Annotated in this window: 20 protein-coding genes; 9 read left to right on the top strand and 11 right to left on the bottom strand. The window is 75.6% G+C overall.

Annotated features, from left to right (window positions below; translation table 11 throughout):
- Positions 1–23: 23 nt before the first annotated feature.
- Entirely contained in the window at positions 24–974 is a 951-nt protein-coding gene (locus J3473_RS06980) for a proline dehydrogenase family protein (RefSeq protein WP_207022589.1), read from the bottom strand.
- Positions 975–1107: 133 nt separating this feature from the next.
- Between J3473_RS06980 and J3473_RS06975 the strand changes: the two genes are divergently transcribed.
- Positions 1108–1842 (top strand): M15 family metallopeptidase, encoded by a 735-nt coding sequence (locus J3473_RS06975; RefSeq protein WP_207022460.1) that lies wholly within the window; start codon positions 1108–1110, stop codon positions 1840–1842.
- 13 nt (positions 1843–1855) lie between these two features.
- Here J3473_RS06975 and J3473_RS06970 read toward each other — a convergent pair whose 3' ends face one another.
- Together J3473_RS06970 and J3473_RS06965 are read right to left on the bottom strand one after the other, a co-directional pair.
- Positions 1856–2596 carry an ABC transporter permease gene (locus J3473_RS06970; protein WP_030526663.1) on the bottom strand — a complete coding sequence of 247 codons (741 nt, stop codon included), beginning with the start codon at positions 2594–2596 and terminating at the stop codon, positions 1856–1858.
- Entirely contained in the window at positions 2593–3366 is a 774-nt protein-coding gene (locus tag J3473_RS06965; protein WP_207022459.1) for an ABC transporter ATP-binding protein, read from the bottom strand. Before J3473_RS06965 ends, J3473_RS06970 begins: the two co-directional genes overlap by 4 nt.
- 91 nt (positions 3367–3457) lie before the next feature.
- Between J3473_RS06965 and J3473_RS06960 the strand changes: the two genes are divergently transcribed.
- The 3 genes from J3473_RS06960 to J3473_RS06950 are packed head-to-tail and all read left to right on the top strand — an operon-like array spanning position 3458 to position 6253.
- On the top strand, positions 3458–4192 hold the full coding sequence (locus J3473_RS06960; protein ID WP_242525728.1) for a response regulator transcription factor: 735 nt from the start codon (positions 3458–3460) through the stop codon (positions 4190–4192).
- A complete protein-coding gene (locus tag J3473_RS06955; protein ID WP_207022457.1) occupies positions 4189–5490 on the top strand; it encodes a HAMP domain-containing sensor histidine kinase in 1302 nt (433 codons plus the stop codon). Before J3473_RS06960 ends, J3473_RS06955 begins: the two co-directional genes overlap by 4 nt.
- Positions 5491–5542: 52 nt before the next feature.
- On the top strand, positions 5543–6253 hold the full coding sequence (locus J3473_RS06950) for a DUF4232 domain-containing protein (RefSeq protein WP_207022456.1): 711 nt from the start codon (positions 5543–5545) through the stop codon (positions 6251–6253).
- A gap of 39 nt (positions 6254–6292) precedes the next feature.
- Here J3473_RS06950 and J3473_RS06945 read toward each other — a convergent pair whose 3' ends face one another.
- Together J3473_RS06945 and J3473_RS06940 are read right to left on the bottom strand one after the other, a co-directional pair.
- Positions 6293–7120, bottom strand: a complete 828-nt coding sequence (locus J3473_RS06945) for a sugar phosphate isomerase/epimerase (protein ID WP_207022455.1) — start codon at positions 7118–7120, stop codon at positions 6293–6295.
- A gap of 2 nt (positions 7121–7122) precedes the next feature.
- Positions 7123–8049: a Ppx/GppA family phosphatase gene (locus J3473_RS06940; protein WP_207022454.1), complete on the bottom strand. Its 927-nt coding sequence runs from the start codon at positions 8047–8049 to the stop codon at positions 7123–7125.
- Positions 8050–8126: 77 nt separating this feature from the next.
- Between J3473_RS06940 and J3473_RS06935 the strand changes: the two genes are divergently transcribed.
- Together J3473_RS06935 and J3473_RS06930 are read left to right on the top strand one after the other, a co-directional pair.
- Positions 8127–9065 (top strand): hypothetical protein, encoded by a 939-nt coding sequence (locus J3473_RS06935; RefSeq protein WP_242525727.1) that lies wholly within the window; start codon positions 8127–8129, stop codon positions 9063–9065.
- Entirely contained in the window at positions 9062–9760 is a 699-nt protein-coding gene (locus J3473_RS06930; RefSeq protein ID WP_207022453.1) for a class I SAM-dependent methyltransferase, read from the top strand. Before J3473_RS06935 ends, J3473_RS06930 begins: the two co-directional genes overlap by 4 nt.
- Positions 9761–9848: 88 nt before the next feature.
- Here J3473_RS06930 and J3473_RS06925 read toward each other — a convergent pair whose 3' ends face one another.
- The gene (locus J3473_RS06925) at positions 9849–10313 is read right to left on the bottom strand and encodes an NUDIX domain-containing protein (RefSeq protein ID WP_207022452.1); all 465 of its coding nucleotides are present in this window, start codon (positions 10311–10313) and stop codon (positions 9849–9851) included.
- Complete coding sequence (locus tag J3473_RS06920) at positions 10313–10942, bottom strand: flavin reductase family protein (protein ID WP_207022451.1); 630 nt, start codon at positions 10940–10942, stop codon at positions 10313–10315. Before J3473_RS06920 ends, J3473_RS06925 begins: the two co-directional genes overlap by 1 nt.
- A 51-nt stretch (positions 10943–10993) precedes the next feature.
- On the opposite strand from J3473_RS06920, the gene J3473_RS06915 reads away from it, so the two are divergent.
- Positions 10994–11356, top strand: a complete 363-nt coding sequence (locus J3473_RS06915; RefSeq protein ID WP_207022450.1) for a hypothetical protein — start codon at positions 10994–10996, stop codon at positions 11354–11356.
- A gap of 4 nt (positions 11357–11360) precedes the next feature.
- Here J3473_RS06915 and nadC read toward each other — a convergent pair whose 3' ends face one another.
- From nadC to J3473_RS06895, 4 genes are all read right to left on the bottom strand, one after another.
- Positions 11361–12254, bottom strand: a complete 894-nt coding sequence (gene nadC / locus J3473_RS06910) for a carboxylating nicotinate-nucleotide diphosphorylase (protein ID WP_207022449.1) — start codon at positions 12252–12254, stop codon at positions 11361–11363.
- Positions 12251–13990, bottom strand: coding sequence for an L-aspartate oxidase (locus J3473_RS06905; RefSeq protein WP_207022448.1), 1740 nt, complete (start codon positions 13988–13990; stop codon positions 12251–12253). The genes nadC and J3473_RS06905 overlap by 4 nt, the downstream gene beginning before the upstream one ends.
- Positions 13983–14912, bottom strand: a complete 930-nt coding sequence (gene panC / locus J3473_RS06900; protein WP_207022447.1) for a pantoate--beta-alanine ligase — start codon at positions 14910–14912, stop codon at positions 13983–13985. The genes J3473_RS06905 and panC overlap by 8 nt, the downstream gene beginning before the upstream one ends.
- A 67-nt stretch (positions 14913–14979) precedes the next feature.
- A complete protein-coding gene (locus tag J3473_RS06895; protein WP_030526649.1) occupies positions 14980–15864 on the bottom strand; it encodes a Rossmann-like and DUF2520 domain-containing protein in 885 nt (294 codons plus the stop codon).
- Positions 15865–15907: 43 nt separating this feature from the next.
- On the opposite strand from J3473_RS06895, the gene J3473_RS06890 reads away from it, so the two are divergent.
- Both J3473_RS06890 and J3473_RS06885 read left to right on the top strand, forming a co-directional pair.
- Positions 15908–16864, top strand: coding sequence for an SAM-dependent methyltransferase (locus J3473_RS06890; RefSeq protein WP_207022446.1), 957 nt, complete (start codon positions 15908–15910; stop codon positions 16862–16864).
- A 113-nt stretch (positions 16865–16977) separates the two neighbouring features.
- Positions 16978–18081 (top strand): NADH-quinone oxidoreductase subunit D, encoded by a 1104-nt coding sequence (locus J3473_RS06885; protein WP_242525753.1) that lies wholly within the window; start codon positions 16978–16980, stop codon positions 18079–18081.
- The last annotated feature ends 127 nt before the right edge of the window (positions 18082–18208 follow it).

The following is an 18208-nucleotide window of genomic DNA, read 5'->3' as shown; positions in this document are numbered from 1 at the left end:
GCCGCGTCGGCGGCGCGGGGGTTTCAGCTGCTGCCGGCGAGCGAGCGCAGGAAGAAGCGCAGGTTGGCCGGCCGCTCGGCGAGCCGGCGCACGAGGTAGCCGTACCAGTCCTCGCCGAAGGGCAGGTAGACGCGCATCTGGTGGCCGCGGTCGGCGATCCGCTTCTGCTCGGTGGAGCGCACACCGAGGAGCATCTGGAACTCGTAGGAGTCGGGCGTGCGGCCGTGGTGCGACGCGAGCGCCTCGGCGATCTCGACGAGGCGGGGGTCGTGGCTGGCGACCATCGGGTAGCCCTCGCCGGCCATGAGCACCTTGAGGCAACGGACGTAGGAGAGGTCGACCTCGCCGCCGTCCTGGTAGGCGACGGACGCGGGCTCCTTGTAGGCGCCCTTGCACAGCCGCACCCGGCTGCCGGGGCCGGCGAGGTCGCGGCAGTCGGCCTCGGTGCGGTGGAGGTAGGCCTGGAGGACCGCCCCGACCCACGGGAAGTCGGCGCGCAGCGCGCGCACGGCCTCGAGGGTGCGGTCGGTCGTCGTGTGGTCCTCCATGTCGAGGGTCACCGTCGTCCCGGCGCGGTCGGCCGCCTCGCAGATGGCACGGGCGTTCTCGAGGGCGATGGCGTCCCCGTCGCCGGGGATGGCCTGCCCGACGGCGCTCAGCTTGACGCTGACCTCGGCCGCGCCGAAGCGGGCGAGGTCGGCCTCAGCGAGCGCGTCGAGGAGCGCGAGGTAGGTGTCGCGGGTGCGCTCGGCCTGCGCGCGGTCGGTGACGTCCTCGCCGAGGTAGTCGATCGTCGCGAGGCGGTTGGTGCCGCGCAGCTCGCCGGTGACGGCGACGGCCTCGGGGACGAGGTCCCCGGCGACGTAGCGCTGGACGACCGACCGGCTGACCGGCGCCTTCGTCACGGCGGCGCGCACCGCGTCGGAGCCGGAGATCTGGAGCAGGGCTCCACGGAGCAGGTCGGAGGCGTCCACGACGAGCAGGCTAGCCCGGCCGCGGGCCCGCCCCGGACCGCAGGGGCGCCCGGGACCGCTCGACGCGCGCGGCGGGCGGTGCGCGCCTAGCGTGGCCGGGTCCGTCCGACCCCCTGCTCCGGAAGGCCCACCGATGCGCCTGCGCCCCACCGCCGTCCTCGCCACCGCCACCGCCCTCCTCGCGGCCCTCGCCGCGCCGGCGACCGCCCGGCCGTCGGCGCCCGACGTCGCGGCCGCCTCCGCGGCAGGCCTCGACCGGGCGGTCGCCCACTGGCGCCCGGGCCACCACCTGCCCTTCCTCGCGGTCGTCACGCCGGTCGACCGCCGGACGCGCGCCACGATGGTCGGGGTCAGCTGGAAGCCGGGGTGCCCCGTCCCGATCGAGGACCTGCGGATCGTCACCATGACGTACTGGGGCTTCGACGACCGCCCGCACCTCGGGCGGCTCATGGTGCACGAGGACGTCGCCCGCGACGTGGTCCACGTCTTCGGCGACCTCTACCGCGACCGCTTCCCGATCCGGCGGATGGAGCTCATCGAGCGCTACGACGCCGACGACGACGCCTCGATGGCCGCGGACAACACCTCGGCGTTCAACTGCCGGCCGATCACGGGGACGACCGACCGCTTCTCGATCCACAGCTACGGCAAGGCGATCGACGTCAACACCATCGAGAACCCCTACGTCAAGGGCGACCTCGTGCTGCCGGCCGCCGGGTCGGCCTACCTGGACCGCACCGACGTGCGCCCGGGGATGGTCGTCGCGGGCGACGAGGTGGTCCGCGCGTTCGCGGCCCGCGGGTTCACGTGGGGCGGCGACTACACGAGCCTCAAGGACTACCAGCACTTCGAGATCGCGACCCCCTGAGGCGCGGCCGGGATCAGGGGGTGCGGCGGCGCAGGGTCAGGCTGCCGAGGACGAGCGCGACGACGATCCAGACCAGCATCACCCCGAGGCTCGGCAGCACGTCGCCGAGCGGGTCGGTCCGCGTCGCCACGTCCTTCATCGCGTCCACGGCGTACGACAGCGGCAGGACGTCCGACACCGCCTCGAGCACCCCGGGCATCCGGTCGCGCGGCACGATGAGGCCGCAGAGCAGGAACTGCGGCAGGACGAACGCGGGCATGAACTGCACGGCCTGGAACTCGGTGCGCGCGAACCCGCTCGCGAGCAGGCCGAGCGCCGTGCCGAGGACCGCGTCGACGACCGCGATGACGACGAGCAGCCACAGCGGGCCGGCGACGCCGAGCCCGCACACCCACACCGCGAACGCGCTGGCGACGACGGCCTGGACGAGCGCCATCACGCCGAAGGCCAGGGCGTAGCCGAGCATGAGGTCGCCCTTGCCCAGCGGCGTCGTGAGCAGCCGCTCGAGCGTGCCCGACGTGCGCTCGCGCAGGGTCGCGATGCTCGTGACGATGAACATGACGACGAGCGGGAAGACGCCGAGCAGCGCGGGCCCGACGGAGTCGAACACGTCGACCGGGGAGTCGGCGTAGAGCCAGGCCAGCAGGCCGAGGAGCACGCAGGGGACGACGAGCATGAGGGCGACGGTGCGGTGGTCGCCGCGCAGCTGGCGCAGGATGCGCGCGGCGGTCGCGAGCGTGATGCGCGCGTTCACGACCCCTCCCCCGCGTGCCGTCCCCGGTAGCCCTCCGGCGGTGGGTCGACGGCCCGCCCGTCGTCGGCGTCGACGAGGGCGAGGAAGGCCGACTCCGCGTCGGTGGTGCCGGTGCGCTCCAGGAGACCGGGCAGCGTCGAGTCGCTGAGCACCCGTCCGGCCCGCAGCAGCACGAGCCGGTCGCAGCGGACGGCCTCGTCCATCACGTGGCTGGAGACGAGGAGGGTGCGGCCGTCGGCGGCGAGCCCGCGGAAGATGCGCCACAGGTCGCGGCGCAGCACGGGGTCGAGGCCGACCGTCGGCTCGTCGAGCACGAGGACGTCCGGGTCGCCGACGAGCGTGCACGCCAGCCCGGCCCGCGACAGCTGCCCGCCCGAGAGCGCCCCGGCCCGCGCGTCGGCGTGGTCGGTCAGGTCGACGGCGGCGATGGCGCGCTCGGCGGCCGCGGCGTCGGCGCCGACGACCCGGGCGAGGTAGCGGACGTTCTGGCGCACGGTGAGGTCGGCGTAGACGCTCGGGGCCTGCGTGAGGTAGCCGACCCTGCGCCGCAGCGCGGGCGAGCCGGCGGGCTCGCCGAGCACCGTCACCGTGCCGCTCGCGACGACCTGGACGCCGACGACGGCCCGCATCAGCGTCGACTTGCCGCCACCGCTCGGACCGAGGAGCCCGACGATCTCGCCGCGCGGCACGGTCATCGACAGGCCGGGGAGCACCTCGCGCCCGCCCCGGACCACCCGGAGGTCGTCGACCACGATCGCGTCGTCGGTCATGACCCGACGATGGCACCGCCCGCGCGCCGTGTCGAGCACCGCCGGCGTCCCGTCGGGCCACGGGGCGCGACGACGCGCCTACTGTGGCCGCGTGAGCGAGAGCACCACCGCGACCGGACGGCGCCGCGTCCTCCTCGTCGAGGACGACGCCGTCATCGGGGAGGCCACGGCCGCCCACCTCGAGCGCGACGGCTACGACGTCGTCTGGCACACCGACGGGCTGGAGGCGTGGGACGCCTGGCGCTGTGCCGCACCGCCGTTCGACCTCGTCGTGTCGGACGTGATGCTCCCAGGCCTCGACGGCGCGAGCCTGACGCGGCGCATCCGCGAGAGCGACCAGGTGCCCGTCGTCCTCGTCTCGGCGCGCACCGACAGCCTCGACGTCGTGGGCGGGCTCGAGGCCGGCGCGGACGACTACGTGACCAAGCCCTTCGACGTGCAGGTCCTGCTGGCTCGGCTGCGCAACGCCCTGCGCCGGTCCGCCGCCGACCGGGCGCCCACCGCCACCGAGCGCTCTCCCTCGTCCGCCGACGGGACGGGCCCGGAGACCTTCGGCGACCTCGTCCTGGACCGCCGGGCCGTCCAGCTGCGCCGCGGCGACGAGGTGCTGCGCCTCACCCCGACCGAGATGCGCCTCTTCCTCGAGCTCGCCGACGAGCCCGGCCGCGTGCTCTCGCGTCGGGCGCTGCTGGAACGGGTCTGGGGCTACGGCGACACCGAGGACGACGACCACGTCGTCAACGTCCACGTCCAGCGGCTGCGCTCCAAGGTCGGCGCCGACCGGGTCGAGACCGTCCGCGGCTTCGGCTACCGGCTGGTGCGGTGAGCCGGCGGGCGCGCGGCCTGCGCGGCCGGATCGCGACGGCCGTCATCGTCGTCGCCCTCGCCGCGGTGGCCGCGCTCGGGGTCGCCGTCCACCTCCTCGTCCTGCGCGAGCAGGTCGACACCGCCCGGCGCACGGCCGCCGACCGGATCTCCGCCGCCGTCGACGTCCGGACGGCCACCGGGCTGCTCGCCTTCGACGCGCGCGTCGACGACCCGTCCGTCCCGGCCGAGCTGCGCGACGCGGTGCGTGCCGACGGCGCCCGCGCCACCCTCGTGACCGGTGGCTCGGTGCGGACGGTGTGGGCGGCGACACGGGACGGCGAGGTGGTCCTCTCGACGCGGACGCGGTTCGTCCCGGCCGACGGCACGGTCGCGCAGGTCGACCGCGCGCTGCTGCTCGCCGGGGCGGTCGTCGTCCTCGTCGCCGGGCTCGTCGGCTGGGTGACCGCCGGACGGCTCGCGCAGCGCCTGCGCCGGGCCGCGGACACCGCGCGCGGTGTGGCCTCCGGCGGTGACCCCGCGTCGCTGCGCCGCGTCGTCGGCGAGCGGCACGACGAGGTCGGCGCGCTGGCCGACGCCGTCGACGCGATGGCCGCCCGGCTGGCCGACCGGGTCCGCGCCGAGCAGCGCTTCACCGCCGACGTCGCCCACGACCTGCGCACCCCCGTGACCGGTCTGCTGACCGCGGCCGAGCTGCTCGAGCCCTCACGCGCAGCCGATCTCGTGCGGGACCGGGCCCGCGCCCTCGCCGCCCTCGTCGAGGAGCTGCTCGAGGTCGCCCGCCTCGACGGTGGTCGCGAGCAGGCCCTCGCCGAGCAGGTGGACCTCGGCGAGGTCGTGCACCGCGTGGTCCGCCGCGGTGTCGCGTCAGGGGAGCTGCCGGAGGGCGCCGTCACCGTCCGCACCGGCGGCGGGACCGAGGTGGTGACCGACCCGCGCCGCGTCGACCGGGTCGTCAGCAACCTCGTCCGCAACGCCCTGCGGCACGGGGCGCCCCCGGTCGAGGTCGTCCAGGACGGTCGGGTCGTGGAGGTGCGGGACCACGGCCCCGGCTTCGAGGCGTCGCTGCTCCGCGAGGGGCCTCAGCGGCTGCGGCACAGCCGGACCGCCGGCGACGGGCACGGCCTCGGGCTCGTCATCGCGACCGGGCAGGCCCGCGTGCTCGGGGCGACGCTCGAGCTCGACAACGCCGCCGGTGGCGGTGCCCGGGCGCGGCTCCGGCTGCCCGAGAGCCCGTCCGGTGGACCTCACGACGAGGTCACGGCCGGGTCACCGGACCGTGAGCGGACCGGTGCGTGACGGTGACCGCGGTGAGGCGCGCCGGAGACCTCGCCGTCCTAGCGTCGTCGGCATGAGCACACGACGCCTCCGTCCCGTCCTCGCGGCGACCGCCCTGGTCGCCGCCCTCGGCCTCACCGCCTGCGGCAACGGCCTCGAGTCCTCCGGCAGCGCCTCCACGGGCCTGTCCGGCAGCCCGAGCGAGACCAGCAGCGCCGACCCGTCGGCCTCGCCGAGCACCTCCTCCACGGGCTCCACGCCGTCGAGCTCCGCCACCTCCACCGGCGGCTCGTCGCCGACGACCTCCTCCGGCTCCGGCGCCTCCACGACGTCGACCTCGTCGACCGGCCGGGTCGGTCGGTGCCCGATCGGCTCGCTCGACGTCGGCGTCCGCAGCCCGTCCGGCGGCGCGGCGGCCGGCAGCACCTACCTGCTGATCAGCTTCCGCAACACCGGGTCCCGCAGCTGTGTCCTCGACGGCTTCCCGGGGGTGTCCTTCGTCGGCAAGGGTGACGGCACGCAGCTCGGGGCCGCCGCCGAGCGCACCGGCACGGCACGCACGGTCACCCTCGCCCCGGGCCGCTCGACGACCTCCCTCCTGCAGGTCGCCAACGCGGGCAACTACCCCCAGCGCAGCTGCGCCCCGACGACGGCGGACGGGTTCCGGGTCTACCCGCCCGGGTCGACCGAGGCCGCGTTCGTCGAGCAGTCCGTCCAGGCCTGCCAGGGCTCGACCGGCGGCTCGCCGCAGCTCGTCGTCTCGTCGGTCGGCACCTCGGGCTGACCGACCGCCGCCGCACACGCGCAGCCCCGGTCCCTCTGCTCAGGAGGGCACCGGGGCGAGGTGCAGCCGGGCGAAGGCCAGCGACTCCGCGAGGTCGAGGTCGCGGCGCTCGTCGTCGGCCCGGCGGGTCGAGACCTCGACGACGACGTCGCCCGCGAACCCCCGCGTCGCGAGGGCCTCCAGCACCTCGCCGCAGGGCTGGGTGCCCCGTCCGGGCACGAGGTGCTCGTCGCGGGGCGCCCCGGAGCCGTCCGCGAGGTGCAGGTGGACGAGCCGGGGTCCGAGGTCGGCAGCCATCGACAGCGCGTCCGAGCCCGCGGTCGCGGTGTGCGACAGGTCGAGCGTCACGTGGTCGTAGGGCTGGGCCACCGGGTCCCAGTGCGGCAGGTAGGCCTCCACCTCGCGCGAGCGGGCCCCCGCCTTCCACGGGTACATGTTCTCGACGGCCAGCCGCAGCCCGGCGCGCTCCTCGCGCAGCGCCACCCCGTCCGCGAAGCCCCGGGCGTAGTCGCGCTGCCAGCGGAAGGGCGGGTGGAGCACGACCGTGCCGGCGCCGAGCTCCGCGGCGAGGTCGAGCGAGCGGTCGACCTTCTCCCACGGGTCGGTCCCCCACACCCGCTGGGTCACGAGCAGCGTCGGCGCGTGCACCGAGACGACCGGCACGCCGTGGTGCTCCACGAGCCGGCGCAGCGCCCCGGCCTCCCGGGTCAGCGGGTCCGTCCACACCATGACCTCGACCCCGTCGTAGCCCAGCCGGGCCGCCGTGGCGAAGGCCGCGGCGCAGCCGAGCGGGTAGACCGACGACGTCGAGAGCGCGACCCGCGGCGCCGCCGGTCGGCGGCGGCGCGGGGTGCGCGGGCCCGGCACGGTCACTGCATCCGGTCGAGGTGGCGCAGGAGGATGCCCTCGCGCAGCGCCCACGGGCAGATCTCGAGGGCCTCGAGGCCGAGCAGGTCCATCGTGGCGTCGGCGACGACGGCCGCGGCGAGGACCTGCCGCGAGCGCGAGGCCGACACCCCGGGCAGCTCCGCCCGCTCGCGCGCGGTCATGGCGGCGATCTTCGGCAGCCACTCGAGCAGCGCCTCGCGCGGCAGGAGCCGGCGCGCGTACATCCCCTCGGAGCTCGGCGCGGCGCCGCAGATGCGGGCGAGCGAGCGCATCGACTTGCTCGTGCCGACGGCGAGGTCGGGGGCGCCGGCCTTGGCGAGCGGCCGCAGCTCGGCGGCGATGGTGGCGCGCACCCGGCGGCGGGCCTCGCGCAGGTCGTCGGGCGAGGGCGGGTCGCCCGGCAGGATGTCTCGTGTCACGCGGCCTGCACCGAGGGGGACCGAGATCGCGACGTCGGGCTCCTCGTCCATCCCCATCGCGAGCTCGAGCGAACCGCCGCCGATGTCGGCGACGAGCAGCGTGCCGGCCGACCAGCCGAACCACCGGCGGACCGCGAGGAAGGTCAGCCGGGCCTCCTCCTCGCCCGTCAGGACGTCGAGCCGGACACCGGTGCGCTCGGCGACGTGGGCGAGCACCTCCGTGCCGTTCGGGGCCTCGCGGACCGCGCTCGTCACGAAGCCGCGCAGGTCCTCGACGCCCTGGTCCTCGGCGACGCCGAGGCACTCCGCGACGAAGTCGGCGAGCGCGTCGCGGCCCTCGTCGGCGATGAGGCCCCCGTCGGTGACGTGCTCGGACAGGCGCAGGTCGATCTTGTGCTTGCTCGCCGGCAGCGGCTGGGCCCCGGGATGGGCGTCGACGACGAGGAGGTGGACGGTGTTCGAACCGACGTCGACGACCCCGAGGCGCATGGGCACAAGGTAGCCGCTGCGGGGTGGCGCGGCCCCACCGCGCCCATCCCGCGGCCGACCGTGCATAGGGTGGGCGCGTGCCCGAAGCGTCCCTCGACATCCCCCGCACCTGGGCCGAGTTCGCCGACCCCGACGACCCGGGGCAGCGCTTCCGGGTCGACCTCACCTGGCTGACCTCGAGCTGGAGCTGCATCTTCGGCTCCGGCTGCCGCGGCATCTACGCCGACCGGCCCGACGACGGGTGCTGCACCCTCGGCGCGCACTTCACCGACGACGACGACCTCGAGCGCGTCCGCGCCGTCGTCGCCGAGCTCGGCGAGGACGAGTGGCAGCACCACCCGGGGCACGGCAAGCGCGGCGACAAGAGCCCGGCCCGCCGCTCGGCGTGGACCGAGGTCGACGACGAGGGCGACCGCAAGACCAAGGTCGTCGACGGTGCCTGCATCTTCCTCAACCGCCCGGGGTTCCCCGCCGGGGCCGGGTGCGCGCTGCACCAGCACGCGGTCCTCACCGGCCAGCAGCCCCACGAGGTCAAGCCCGACGTCTGCTGGCAGCTGCCGATCCGCCGCTCCTACCGGACGGTCGAGCAGCCCGACGACACCTCGTACCTCGAGGTGACCATCGCCGAGTACACGCGCCGCGGCTGGGGCCCGGGCGGGCACGACCTCGACTGGTACTGCTCCTCCAACCCCGAGGCGCACGTCGGGCGGGAGCCGGTCTACCGCAGCAGCCACGCCGAGCTCGTCGCCCTCATGGGGCAGGCCGGCTACGACGAGCTCGTCGTCCGCTGCGAGGCGCACCTCGCCGTCGTCCGCCACGCGCAGTCGGCCGGCGCCCGCAAGCTCATCCCGCTGCTCGTCCACCCCGCCACGGCCGAGGCCGGGACCATCGGGGGCCGGCGCGAGCGGGTCAAGCGCCGCCGGGGCACCAACGCCCTGCCCGGTGACGAGGACGGCGCGAACGAGCCGGCCCACCCGGTCGCCGCCCGGCCGGCGCGGGGACGCCGCGAGGGGTGAGCGGGTCCGGGCGGGCCATCCGCAGCCCGAACATCTGGGACACCCCCGAGGTCTACGAGCTCGAGAACCTCGCGTCCGACCGCGCCGGCGTCATCGACGCCGCGATCGCCGCGCTGCACCCCCTGCGCGGGGCGGTGCTCGTCGACGTCGGCTGCGGCACCGGGTTCCACCTGCCGCGGTTCGCGGAGCGCGGCGCGACCGTGCTGGGTGTGGAGCCGTATCTCCCGCTCGTCCGTCGGGCGGCGAACCGGCTGCGCGCCAAGGGGTCCCGCGCCCGGGTCGTGGCGGGGAGCGCGGAGGCGCTGCCGGTGGCCGACGCCTCCGTCGACGTCGTGCACGCACGCTGGGCGTACTTCTTCGGCGCCGGGTGCGAGCCGGGGCTCGCCGAGCTGGAGCGCGTCCTGCGGCCCGGCGGGGTCGCCTGCCTCGTCGACAACGACGCGACGCGCTCGACCTTCGGCGGGTGGTTCGCACGCGCCTACCCCGCCTACGACCCCGTCGCCGTGCAGCGCTTCTGGGACCGGCAGGGCTTCACGACGCAGGCGCTGACCATCCGGTGGACCTTCGACCGGCGCGAGGACCTCGAGGCGGTCGTCCGCATCGAGCTGCCGCCCGGGCCCGCCGACGCCGTCCTCGCCGAACACGAGGGGCTCGAGGTCGACTACGCCGTGGCCCTCCGCTGGCGCCGCTCCTGACCTCGACCCCTCCCCCACCTCTCCCCGAACGTGTGTGAACTCGCCGGGGTCCTCCGGCGGTTTCACACGTGTTCGCGGGGAGGAGGGGTCAGGTGAGGCGGGTGGGGCCGGTGTGCGCGACGGCGGTGCGGATGCGCTCGCGGTGGTCCGCGGCCATGTGCGGCAGCGCCCGCAGCGGGAACCAGGCCACCTCCGACGACTCGTCGTCGGCGACGCGCGCGTCCCCGCCGAGCCAGCGGCAGCGGAAGGTGTGGTCGACGTACTGCGACCGGTCACCGTTCGGGTACTCGATGACCGGCGTGACGTCGACCCACGCGAGCAGCTCGACCTCGCAGCGGACGCCGGTCTCCTCGAGGCACTCCCGCACGGCGGTCGTCGCCGGGTGCTCGCCGGGGTCGCAGATGCCCGTGACCGGCGTCCACTCCCCCGTGTCGGCGCGGCGCACGAGCAGCACGTCGTCGCCGCGCAGCACGACCGCCGTGATGCCGGGCAGCCACAACAGCTCGTGACCGACCGAGCGCCGGAGCGAGACGATGAAGTCGGGCGTCACCATCAGCCGTCGTACCTCGGCCGCTCGATCTCGCGGATCTCGCCGAGCAGGCCCCACTCGTCGGCGCCGAGGCGCGACCAGGGCTGCAGCGCACCGATGTCCACGTGCGGACGGCGCACCATGTCGTCGCTGGCGGCGACCGAGGCGTCGACGGCCGCGTGCAGGACGAGCCCGACGACGACGAAGCAGTTGCCGGTCGGGCGCACCTCGTGCAGCCGGCACTCGAAGGCGACCGGCGACCCCGCGACGCGGGGCGGCGCGACGGTCAGCGACGGCTCGCGCGCCACGCCCTCGGCGTCGAACTCGCCGACCTCCGGCGGGTAGTCCGCACTCGTCGCGTTGACGACCTCGAACAGCGGGCCGGGCGCGACGTTGACGACGAACTCGCCGGTGGCCTCGATGTTGTTCAGCGTGTCCTTGCGACCGACCGAGGTGAACGCGAGCATCGCCGGGTCGGTGCTGACGATGGTGAAGAACGAGTGCGGCGCCAGGTTGTCGACGCCGTCGGCGGACCGGCTGCTCACCCACGCGATGGGCCGCGGCACGACGGCCGACGTCATCAGCCGGTAGGCGGCGCCGGGGCGCATCCGGTCGTCCTCGGGGCCGTGCTGGACGGCGAGCTCGTGGCGCATCCACCGAGCCTAGGTCTTCCGTGGGGCCTGCTCCGCCCGCAGACTGGCGGGATGCTGACCCGGTTCGTGGCGACCGTCTTCTACGCCGACCTCGAGGTCGGTCTCGACCTGTTCGTCGGCGGCCTGCGGATGGAGGTCGTGCACCGCGACGGCGGCTTCGTCGTGCTGGAGCGGGACGGCGCGAAGATCCAGCTCGCCGAGAACGCCGAGGCCGCGGCCCACAGCGAGCGTCCCGAGCTCGGCCTCGAGACCGACGACCTCGACGCCGTGTTCGAGGACGTCGCCGCGCGGCGCCCGGACCTGCTGCACCCCAACCTGCCGAGCCCCACCCTGCGCCCCTGGGGCGCCCGGGAGTTCGCGATGCTCGACGCGACGACGGTGTGCGTCGTGGTGCGCGAGTGGCCCCGCGCCTGACGCGTCAGGCGTCCGACGGGTCGAGGTCGAGCGCGATGTCGACGATCGGCGAGGAGTGCGTCAGCCCCCCGACCGACAGGTAGTCGACCCCGGTCTCGGCGTACTCGCGCACCACCCCGAGCGTCAGTCCTCCGGTGGCCTCGAGCTCGACGACCTCACCGGTGGCGCGCACGGCCTCGACCGTCGCCCGCAGCAGGTCCGGGGACATGTTGTCGCAGAGGAGGAACCGGGCGCCGACCGCCACCGACTCCAGCGCCTCGGCCGTCGTCGTCACCTCGACCTGCACCTCGACGTCGGGGTAGGCGTTCCGCACCGCCGCGTAGGCCGCGCCCAGCCCACCGGCCGCGAGCTTGTGGTTGTCCTTGATCATCGCGACGTCGTACAGGCCCATCCGCTTGTTCGTGCCGCCGCCGCAGCGCACCGCGTACTTCTCGAGCGCCCGCATCCCCGGGGTGGTCTTCCGGGTGTCGAGCACGGTCGCGCCGGTGCCGTCGAGGGCGTCGGCCCACCGCCGGGTGTGCGTCGCGACGCCCGAGGTCCGGGAGAGGACGTTGAGCAGGGTCCGCTCGGCGACGAGCGTCGTCCGGGTCGACCCCCGCAGCGTCGCGAGGTGGTCGCCGCGGGCGATGCGCGCCCCGTCGGCCACGTGCTCCTCGACCTCGACGGCACCCGTCCCGAGCCTGCGGGCCACCGCCTCGCAGACGAGTGCGGCGACCGGCAGCCCGGCGAGGACGCCGCCCGCGCGGGCCGCGACGTGCGCCACGGACCGCTGCTCGATGGGGATCGTGGACAGCGTGGTCACGTCGCGTCCACCGGAGCCCGACGTGCCGAGGTCCTCGTCGAGCGCGCGCTCGACGACGAGCCGGGCGTCGTCGAGGGGGAAGCCGAGGTCGCTCACAGGGGTCCTCCGAGGGGGTCGAGGGCGGGGCGCTCGAGCACGTCGAGCCGTCCGTCGGCAGCCCGCACGACGGACTGGTGCACGAGCCAGCGCTCGTCGTCGCGCCGCGGGACGTCGGTGCGCACGTGCCCGCCGCGCGTCTCCTCGCGCCGGTGGGCCAGGAGCGCGAGCGCCTGCCCGAGGTGCAGGAGGTTGGTCGTCTCCCAGGTGCGCGGACCCGGCTCGGCGTCGCTCGCCGCCACGGTCGAGAGGGCCTCGAGCTCGCGCAGCGTCTCCACCGTCGACGCCGCGCTGCGCAGCGGGCCGCATCCACGGGTCATGCTGCGCTGCACCGAGATCCGCTCGGAGGAGTCGAGCAGGTCGGCGCCACCGTCCTCGCCCTCGGCCGGCTCGCGCCACGGCAGGTCACCGGCCGCGAGGCGCTGGGTCACGTCGTCCGCGATGCGGTGGGCGAAGACGAGGCCCTCCAGCAGCGAGTTGGAGGCGAGCCGGTTCGCCCCGTGCACACCGGTGCACGAGACCTCGCCGCAGGCGTAGAGGCCCTCGAGGGAGGTCCGCCCGCGCAGGTCGGTCTCGACCCCGCCGGAGGCGTAGTGCTGCGCCGGCGCGACGGGCAGCAGCTCGGTCGCGGGGTCGAACCCGAGCTCGCGGCACCGGGCGACGATGGACGGGAAGCGCTCCTCCAGGAAGTCGCCGCCGAGGTGCCGGGCGTCGAGCCAGACGTGGGCCAGCCCGCGCTCCCCCATCACGTCGAGGATCCCGCGCGCCACGACGTCGCGCGGCGCGAGGTCGGCGAGCTCGTGCCGCCCGATCATGAACCGCTCGCCGCGGTCGTCGACGAGGAAGGCGCCCTCGCCGCGCACGGCCTCGGAGATGAGCGGCTGCTGGCCGGTCGAGCCCTCGCCGAGGAAGAGGACCGTCGGGTGGAACTGCACGAACTCGAGGTCGGTGGTGCGGGCGCCGGCGCGCAGGGCGGCCGCCATCCCGTCACCCGTCGCGACCGGCGGGTTGGTCGTCGAGGTGTAGATCTGGCCGAGTCCTCCGGTCGCGAGCACCACCGCGCGCGCCCGCGCGGCCCCCACGCCGTCGACCTGGCCCTCGCCGATGACGTGGAGCGTCACGCCGCCCACCGCCCCCTCCGCGTCGGTCAGGAGGTCGACGACGAGCGCGTGCTCGACGACCTCGATGCCGGGGTCGTCGACGACGGCCCGCAGCGCGGCGATGAGCGCCCGCGAGATCTCGGCGCCGGTGGCGTCACCCCCGGCGTGCGCGATGCGGTCGCGGTGGTGCCCGCCCTCGCGCGTCAGCTTGATGTCGCCGCCGGCGTCGCGGTCGAACTCGGCACCGAGGGCGACGAGCTCGCGGACGCGGTCGGGCCCTTCGGTGACCAGCGCCCGGACCGCCTCGACGTCGCAGAGCCCGACGCCGGCGACGAGGGTGTCGTCGAGGTGCTCCTGCGGGGTGTCCTCGGGGTGCAGGGCCGCGGCGATGCCGCCCTGCGCCCAGGTGGTCGAGCCCGCCGACAGCACCGTCTTCGTCACGAGGAGCACGCGCTCGACCCGCTCGCGCAGCCGCAGCGCACAGGTGAGCCCGGCGATGCCCGACCCGACGACGACCACGTCGGCCTCGACCGTCCAGCCCGGGGCGGGCGCGGCGAGGCGGCGCGGGAGCAGCGGCGAGCCGGGCAGCACCACGGGGCCCGCGGCCTCCCCCGCGACCGGCGCGGGCTCAGACATCGGCGCGGGCGTGCGGGACGTCGGAGAAGACGTCGACGGCCCCGCCCCCCGGCCCGACGACGAGCGGGGTGTTGTCGATGAGCCGGGTCGTGCCGATGCGCGCGGCGACGGCGAGGAGCGCCTCGCCCCGGTACCACTCGGGCACGTCGGCGAGCGTGTGCGGGTGGACGAGCACGAGGTAGTCGACGAGGGCCAGCGGCTCCTCGACGAGCACCTCGCGCGCGGCCCGCCGGACCGCCGACGGGCCGAAGGGCGCGGCGTCGGCGCCGGCGCGCAGCGCACGGCTCAGGCAGAGCGCGACCTCGCGGTCGGACGGGGTGAGGTAGGTGTTGCGGCTGCTCATCGCGAGGCCGTCGCCCTCGCGGACGGTCGGCACCGACACGACGTCGACCGGCACGTCGAGGTCACGCACCATCCGCCGGATGAGGAGCAGCTGCTGGGCGTCCTTCTGGCCGAAGTACGCGCTCCGGGCGGCCGTGAGGTGCAGCAGCTTGCCGACGACGGTGAGCACGCCGTCGAAGTGCCCGGGGCGCGAGGCCCCCTCGAGCAGCTCGCCGAGCGGGCCGGCCGAGATGCGCACCCCCGGGTCACCGTCGGGGTAGACGACGTCGGGCGTCGGCGCGAAGACGACGTCGACACCCGCGGCGGTGCAGATCGCCATGTCGTCGTCGAAGGTGCGCGGGTAGCGCGAGAGGTCCTCCTTCGGCCCGAACTGGAGCGGGTTGAGGAAGATCGTCACGACGACGTGGTCGTGGCGCTGCCGGGCGGCGCGGATGAGCTGCGCGTGCCCCTCGTGGAGGGCCCCCATCGTCATGACCACCGCGACGTCCCGGCTGGGCAGGGCCTCGCGCGCGGCCTTGAGCTCCTCGCGGGTCATCGCGACCGTCGGGACGGCACGGGTGTCGGTCGACTGCGACGTCATGCCCGCATCCTTGCGCACCCACACGCGGACGGGACGGGCGGGAGGCCCGGCGTGACCACGCCCACGCTCACTCCGTGCCGAGGACACCGAGCAGCGGCTCGGCGGCGGCGGGCGACAGGCGCCCGCTGTCGAGCGCCCGCAGCGCGGTCGCCCGGGCGAGCGCGACGTAGGTGCGTCGGACCTCGGGCGCCGTCCGGTCCAGCTCGCGCAGGTGGTCCGCCACGGTCCCGACGTCCCCGCGCGCGACGGGCCCGGTGAGCGCGGCGTCACCCATCCGCAGGGCGTTGTCGAGGGCGGCGTGCATGAGCGGGGCGAGGACCGCCCGGGGGTCCGGCACGCCGGCGCGCGCGAGCACCTCCATCGCCTCGGCGGTCAGGGTGACGAGGTGGTTCGCGCCGTGAGCGAGGGCCGCGTGGTACGCGAGCCGGTCCTCCTCCGGGACCCAGACGGGGGTGCCACCCATCTCGAGGACGAGGGCCTCGGCGACCGGCCGCAGCGCCTCGTCGGCGGTCACCCCGAAGGCGCAGTCGACGAGCCGGTCGAGGTCCATCGCCGTGCCGGTGAACGTCATCGCCGGATGGAGCGCGAGCGGCATCGCGTGGTGCTCGCGGACCGGCTCGAGGACGGTCGTGCCGTGCCGCCCGCTCGTGTGGACGACGAGCTGGCCGGCCTGCCACGCCCCCGTGGCCGCGAGCCCACGGACAAGGTGGCCGAGGGCGTCGTCGGGGACGGCGAGCAGCACGAGCTCGGCCCCCTCCACGACGGTGGGGACGTCGGCGACCGGGACGCCGGGCAGGAGGCTCTCGGCGCGGTCGCGGCTCGCGTCCGAGACGGCGTAGGCACCCGTCACCCGGTGGCCGGCGCGGGCGAGGGCCGCCCCGAGGACCGCCCCCACGCGGCCGGCGCCGACGACGCCGACGGTGAGGCGGGCAGGGTGCTCGAGGCCGTCCACCCGTCGCACGCTACCGCCGTCGCGCACCGGTAGCGTGCGGTGGGTGGACCCGGTGCCGTGGCGTGACGCGTGGCAGGACGCGCTCTACGGCCCGGACGGCTTCTACCGGCGACCCGAGGGACCGGCCGGCCACTTCACGACCTCGGCGCACGGTGGGCCCGGCGCCGTCCTCGCGCAGGCCCTGGCCCACCTCGCGGACGCCGAGGGAGCGACCCGTGTCGTCGACCTCGGCGCCGGTCGCGGCGAGCTCCTGGAGGCGCTGCACGCGCACCGGCCGGACCTGCGGCTCACCGGCATCGACATCGTCGGCCGGCCCGCCTCCCTGCCCGCCGCCGTCGGGTGGACGACCTCGCCCGGCGGCGCCGCGCTGCCCGACGCGCTGCTGGACCTGGACGGGGTCCTCGTCGTCGCCCACGAGTGGCTCGACGTCGTTCCCTGCACGGTCGCCGAGGTCGACGAGTCCGGCCGGCTGCGCACGGTGCTGGTCGACCCCCGCTCGGGCGAGGAGTCCCTCGGCGGCCCGCTCGACCCCGCCGACGCCGCATGGTGCGCGGCCCACTGGCCCACGGACGACGCGGCCCCCGGCGACCGCGTCGAGGTCGGGCTGGCGCGCGACCGCGCCTGGGCGGACCTGCTCGCTCGCGTCCGGCGCGGGGCGGTGCTCGCCGTCGACTACGGCCACACGCGTGAGGACCGTCCGGACGGCGGCACCCTCGTCGGCTACCGCGACGGCGTCGTCGTGGACCCGGTGCCCGACGGCTCGTGCGACGTCACCGCGCACGTCGCGGTCGACTCGCTCCGGCACGACGAGCTGACGACCCAGCGGGAGGCCCTGCACCGGCTCCTCGGCCGCCCCCTGGTGCCCGACCACGGCCTGTCCCGCACCGACCCGGCCGCCTACCTCGCGGCGCTGGCGGGCACGTCGGCGCTCACCGCGCTGACCGACCCGAGCGGGCTCGGCGGCTTCCGCTGGGTGCTCGCCCGCGTGCGGGCCGGATGACCCCGCCGGGCGTGCGGCAGACTGGCCGCGTGAGCCCCGACGCCCCCACCGAGCAGCACGCGCCACGTGCCCTCGACGTCGCGGTCGGGGCCGGCGGGCTCGCGACGGCCGACATGGTGCTCAACATCGGTCCGCAGCACCCGGCGACGCACGGGGTGCTCCGGCTCAAGGTCGTCCTCGACGGCGAGCGCATCGTCGCCGCCGAGCCGGTCGTCGGCTACATGCACCGCGGGGCCGAGAAGCTCTTCGAGGTCCGCGACTACCGGCAGATCACCGTCCTCGCCAACCGCCACGACTGGCTGTCCGCGTTCTCCAACGAGCTCGGGGTCGTGCTCGGTGTCGAGGCGATGCTCGGGATGGAGGTGCCCGAGCGCGCGGTCTGGCTGCGCACGCTGCTCGCCGAGCTCAACCGGGTGCTCAACCACCTCATGTTCCTCGGCTCCTACCCGCTCGAGCTCGGCGCCATCACGCCCGTCTTCTACGCGTTCCGCGAGCGGGAGGAGCTGCAGGCCGTCATGGAGGAGGCCTCCGGCGGCCGGATGCACTACATGTTCAACCGGGTCGGCGGCCTCAAGGAGGACGTCCCGGCCGGCTGGCTCGGCCGGGTCGCCGACGCGGTGGATGCCGTGCGCCGTCGCCTGCCCGAGCTGGAGTCGCTGCTCGTCGGCAACGAGATCCTCCTCGCCCGCACCCGTGGCGTCGGGGTGCTCGACCCCGCGACCGTCCACGCGTACGGCGTCTCGGGCCCCATCGCCCGCGCGAGCGGCGTCGACCTCGACCTGCGCCGCGACGACCCCTACCTCGCCTACGCCGAGCTCTTCGCGCCCGGGGGCCCCGGCCGGGTCGTCACCCGCGCCGAGGGCGACTGCCTGGCCCGGCTCGAGGTGCTGCTCGAGCAGGTGCACGTCAGCCTCGACCTCGCCGACGCCTGCCTCGACCGGCTGCGGACCCTGCCGCCCGGGCCCGTCAACCAGCGCCTGCCCAAGGTGCTCAAGGTGCCGGAGGGCGAGCGGTACACGGCGACCGAGAACCCGTTGGGGCTCAACGGGTACCACCTCGTCTCACGCGGCGAGAAGACGCCGTGGCGCCTCAAGCTGCGCTCGGCGTCGTTCAACAACGTGCAGGTGCTCACCGAGGTGCTGCCCGGCTGCCTCGTCGCCGACATGGTCGCCGTGCTCGGGTCGATGTTCTTCGTCGTCGGCGACGTCGACAAGTAGCCACCGGGGGAGCCGCGGCGTGGCGCGGGTCGCCCGCCGGTGTACGAAAGTCGACACATTCGTCAGTTCCTGCACACCCGCGAGACCCGTCAGCCCAGCCATCCGTGTGCAGGAATCGACGCTTTCG

It is taken from the genome of Phycicoccus sp. DTK01, from assembly GCF_017312765.1.
GTDB classification, from domain to species: Bacteria; Actinomycetota; Actinomycetes; order Actinomycetales; family Dermatophilaceae; genus Phycicoccus; species Phycicoccus jejuensis.
This window is presented reverse-complemented; position numbering and strand designations above follow the sequence as displayed.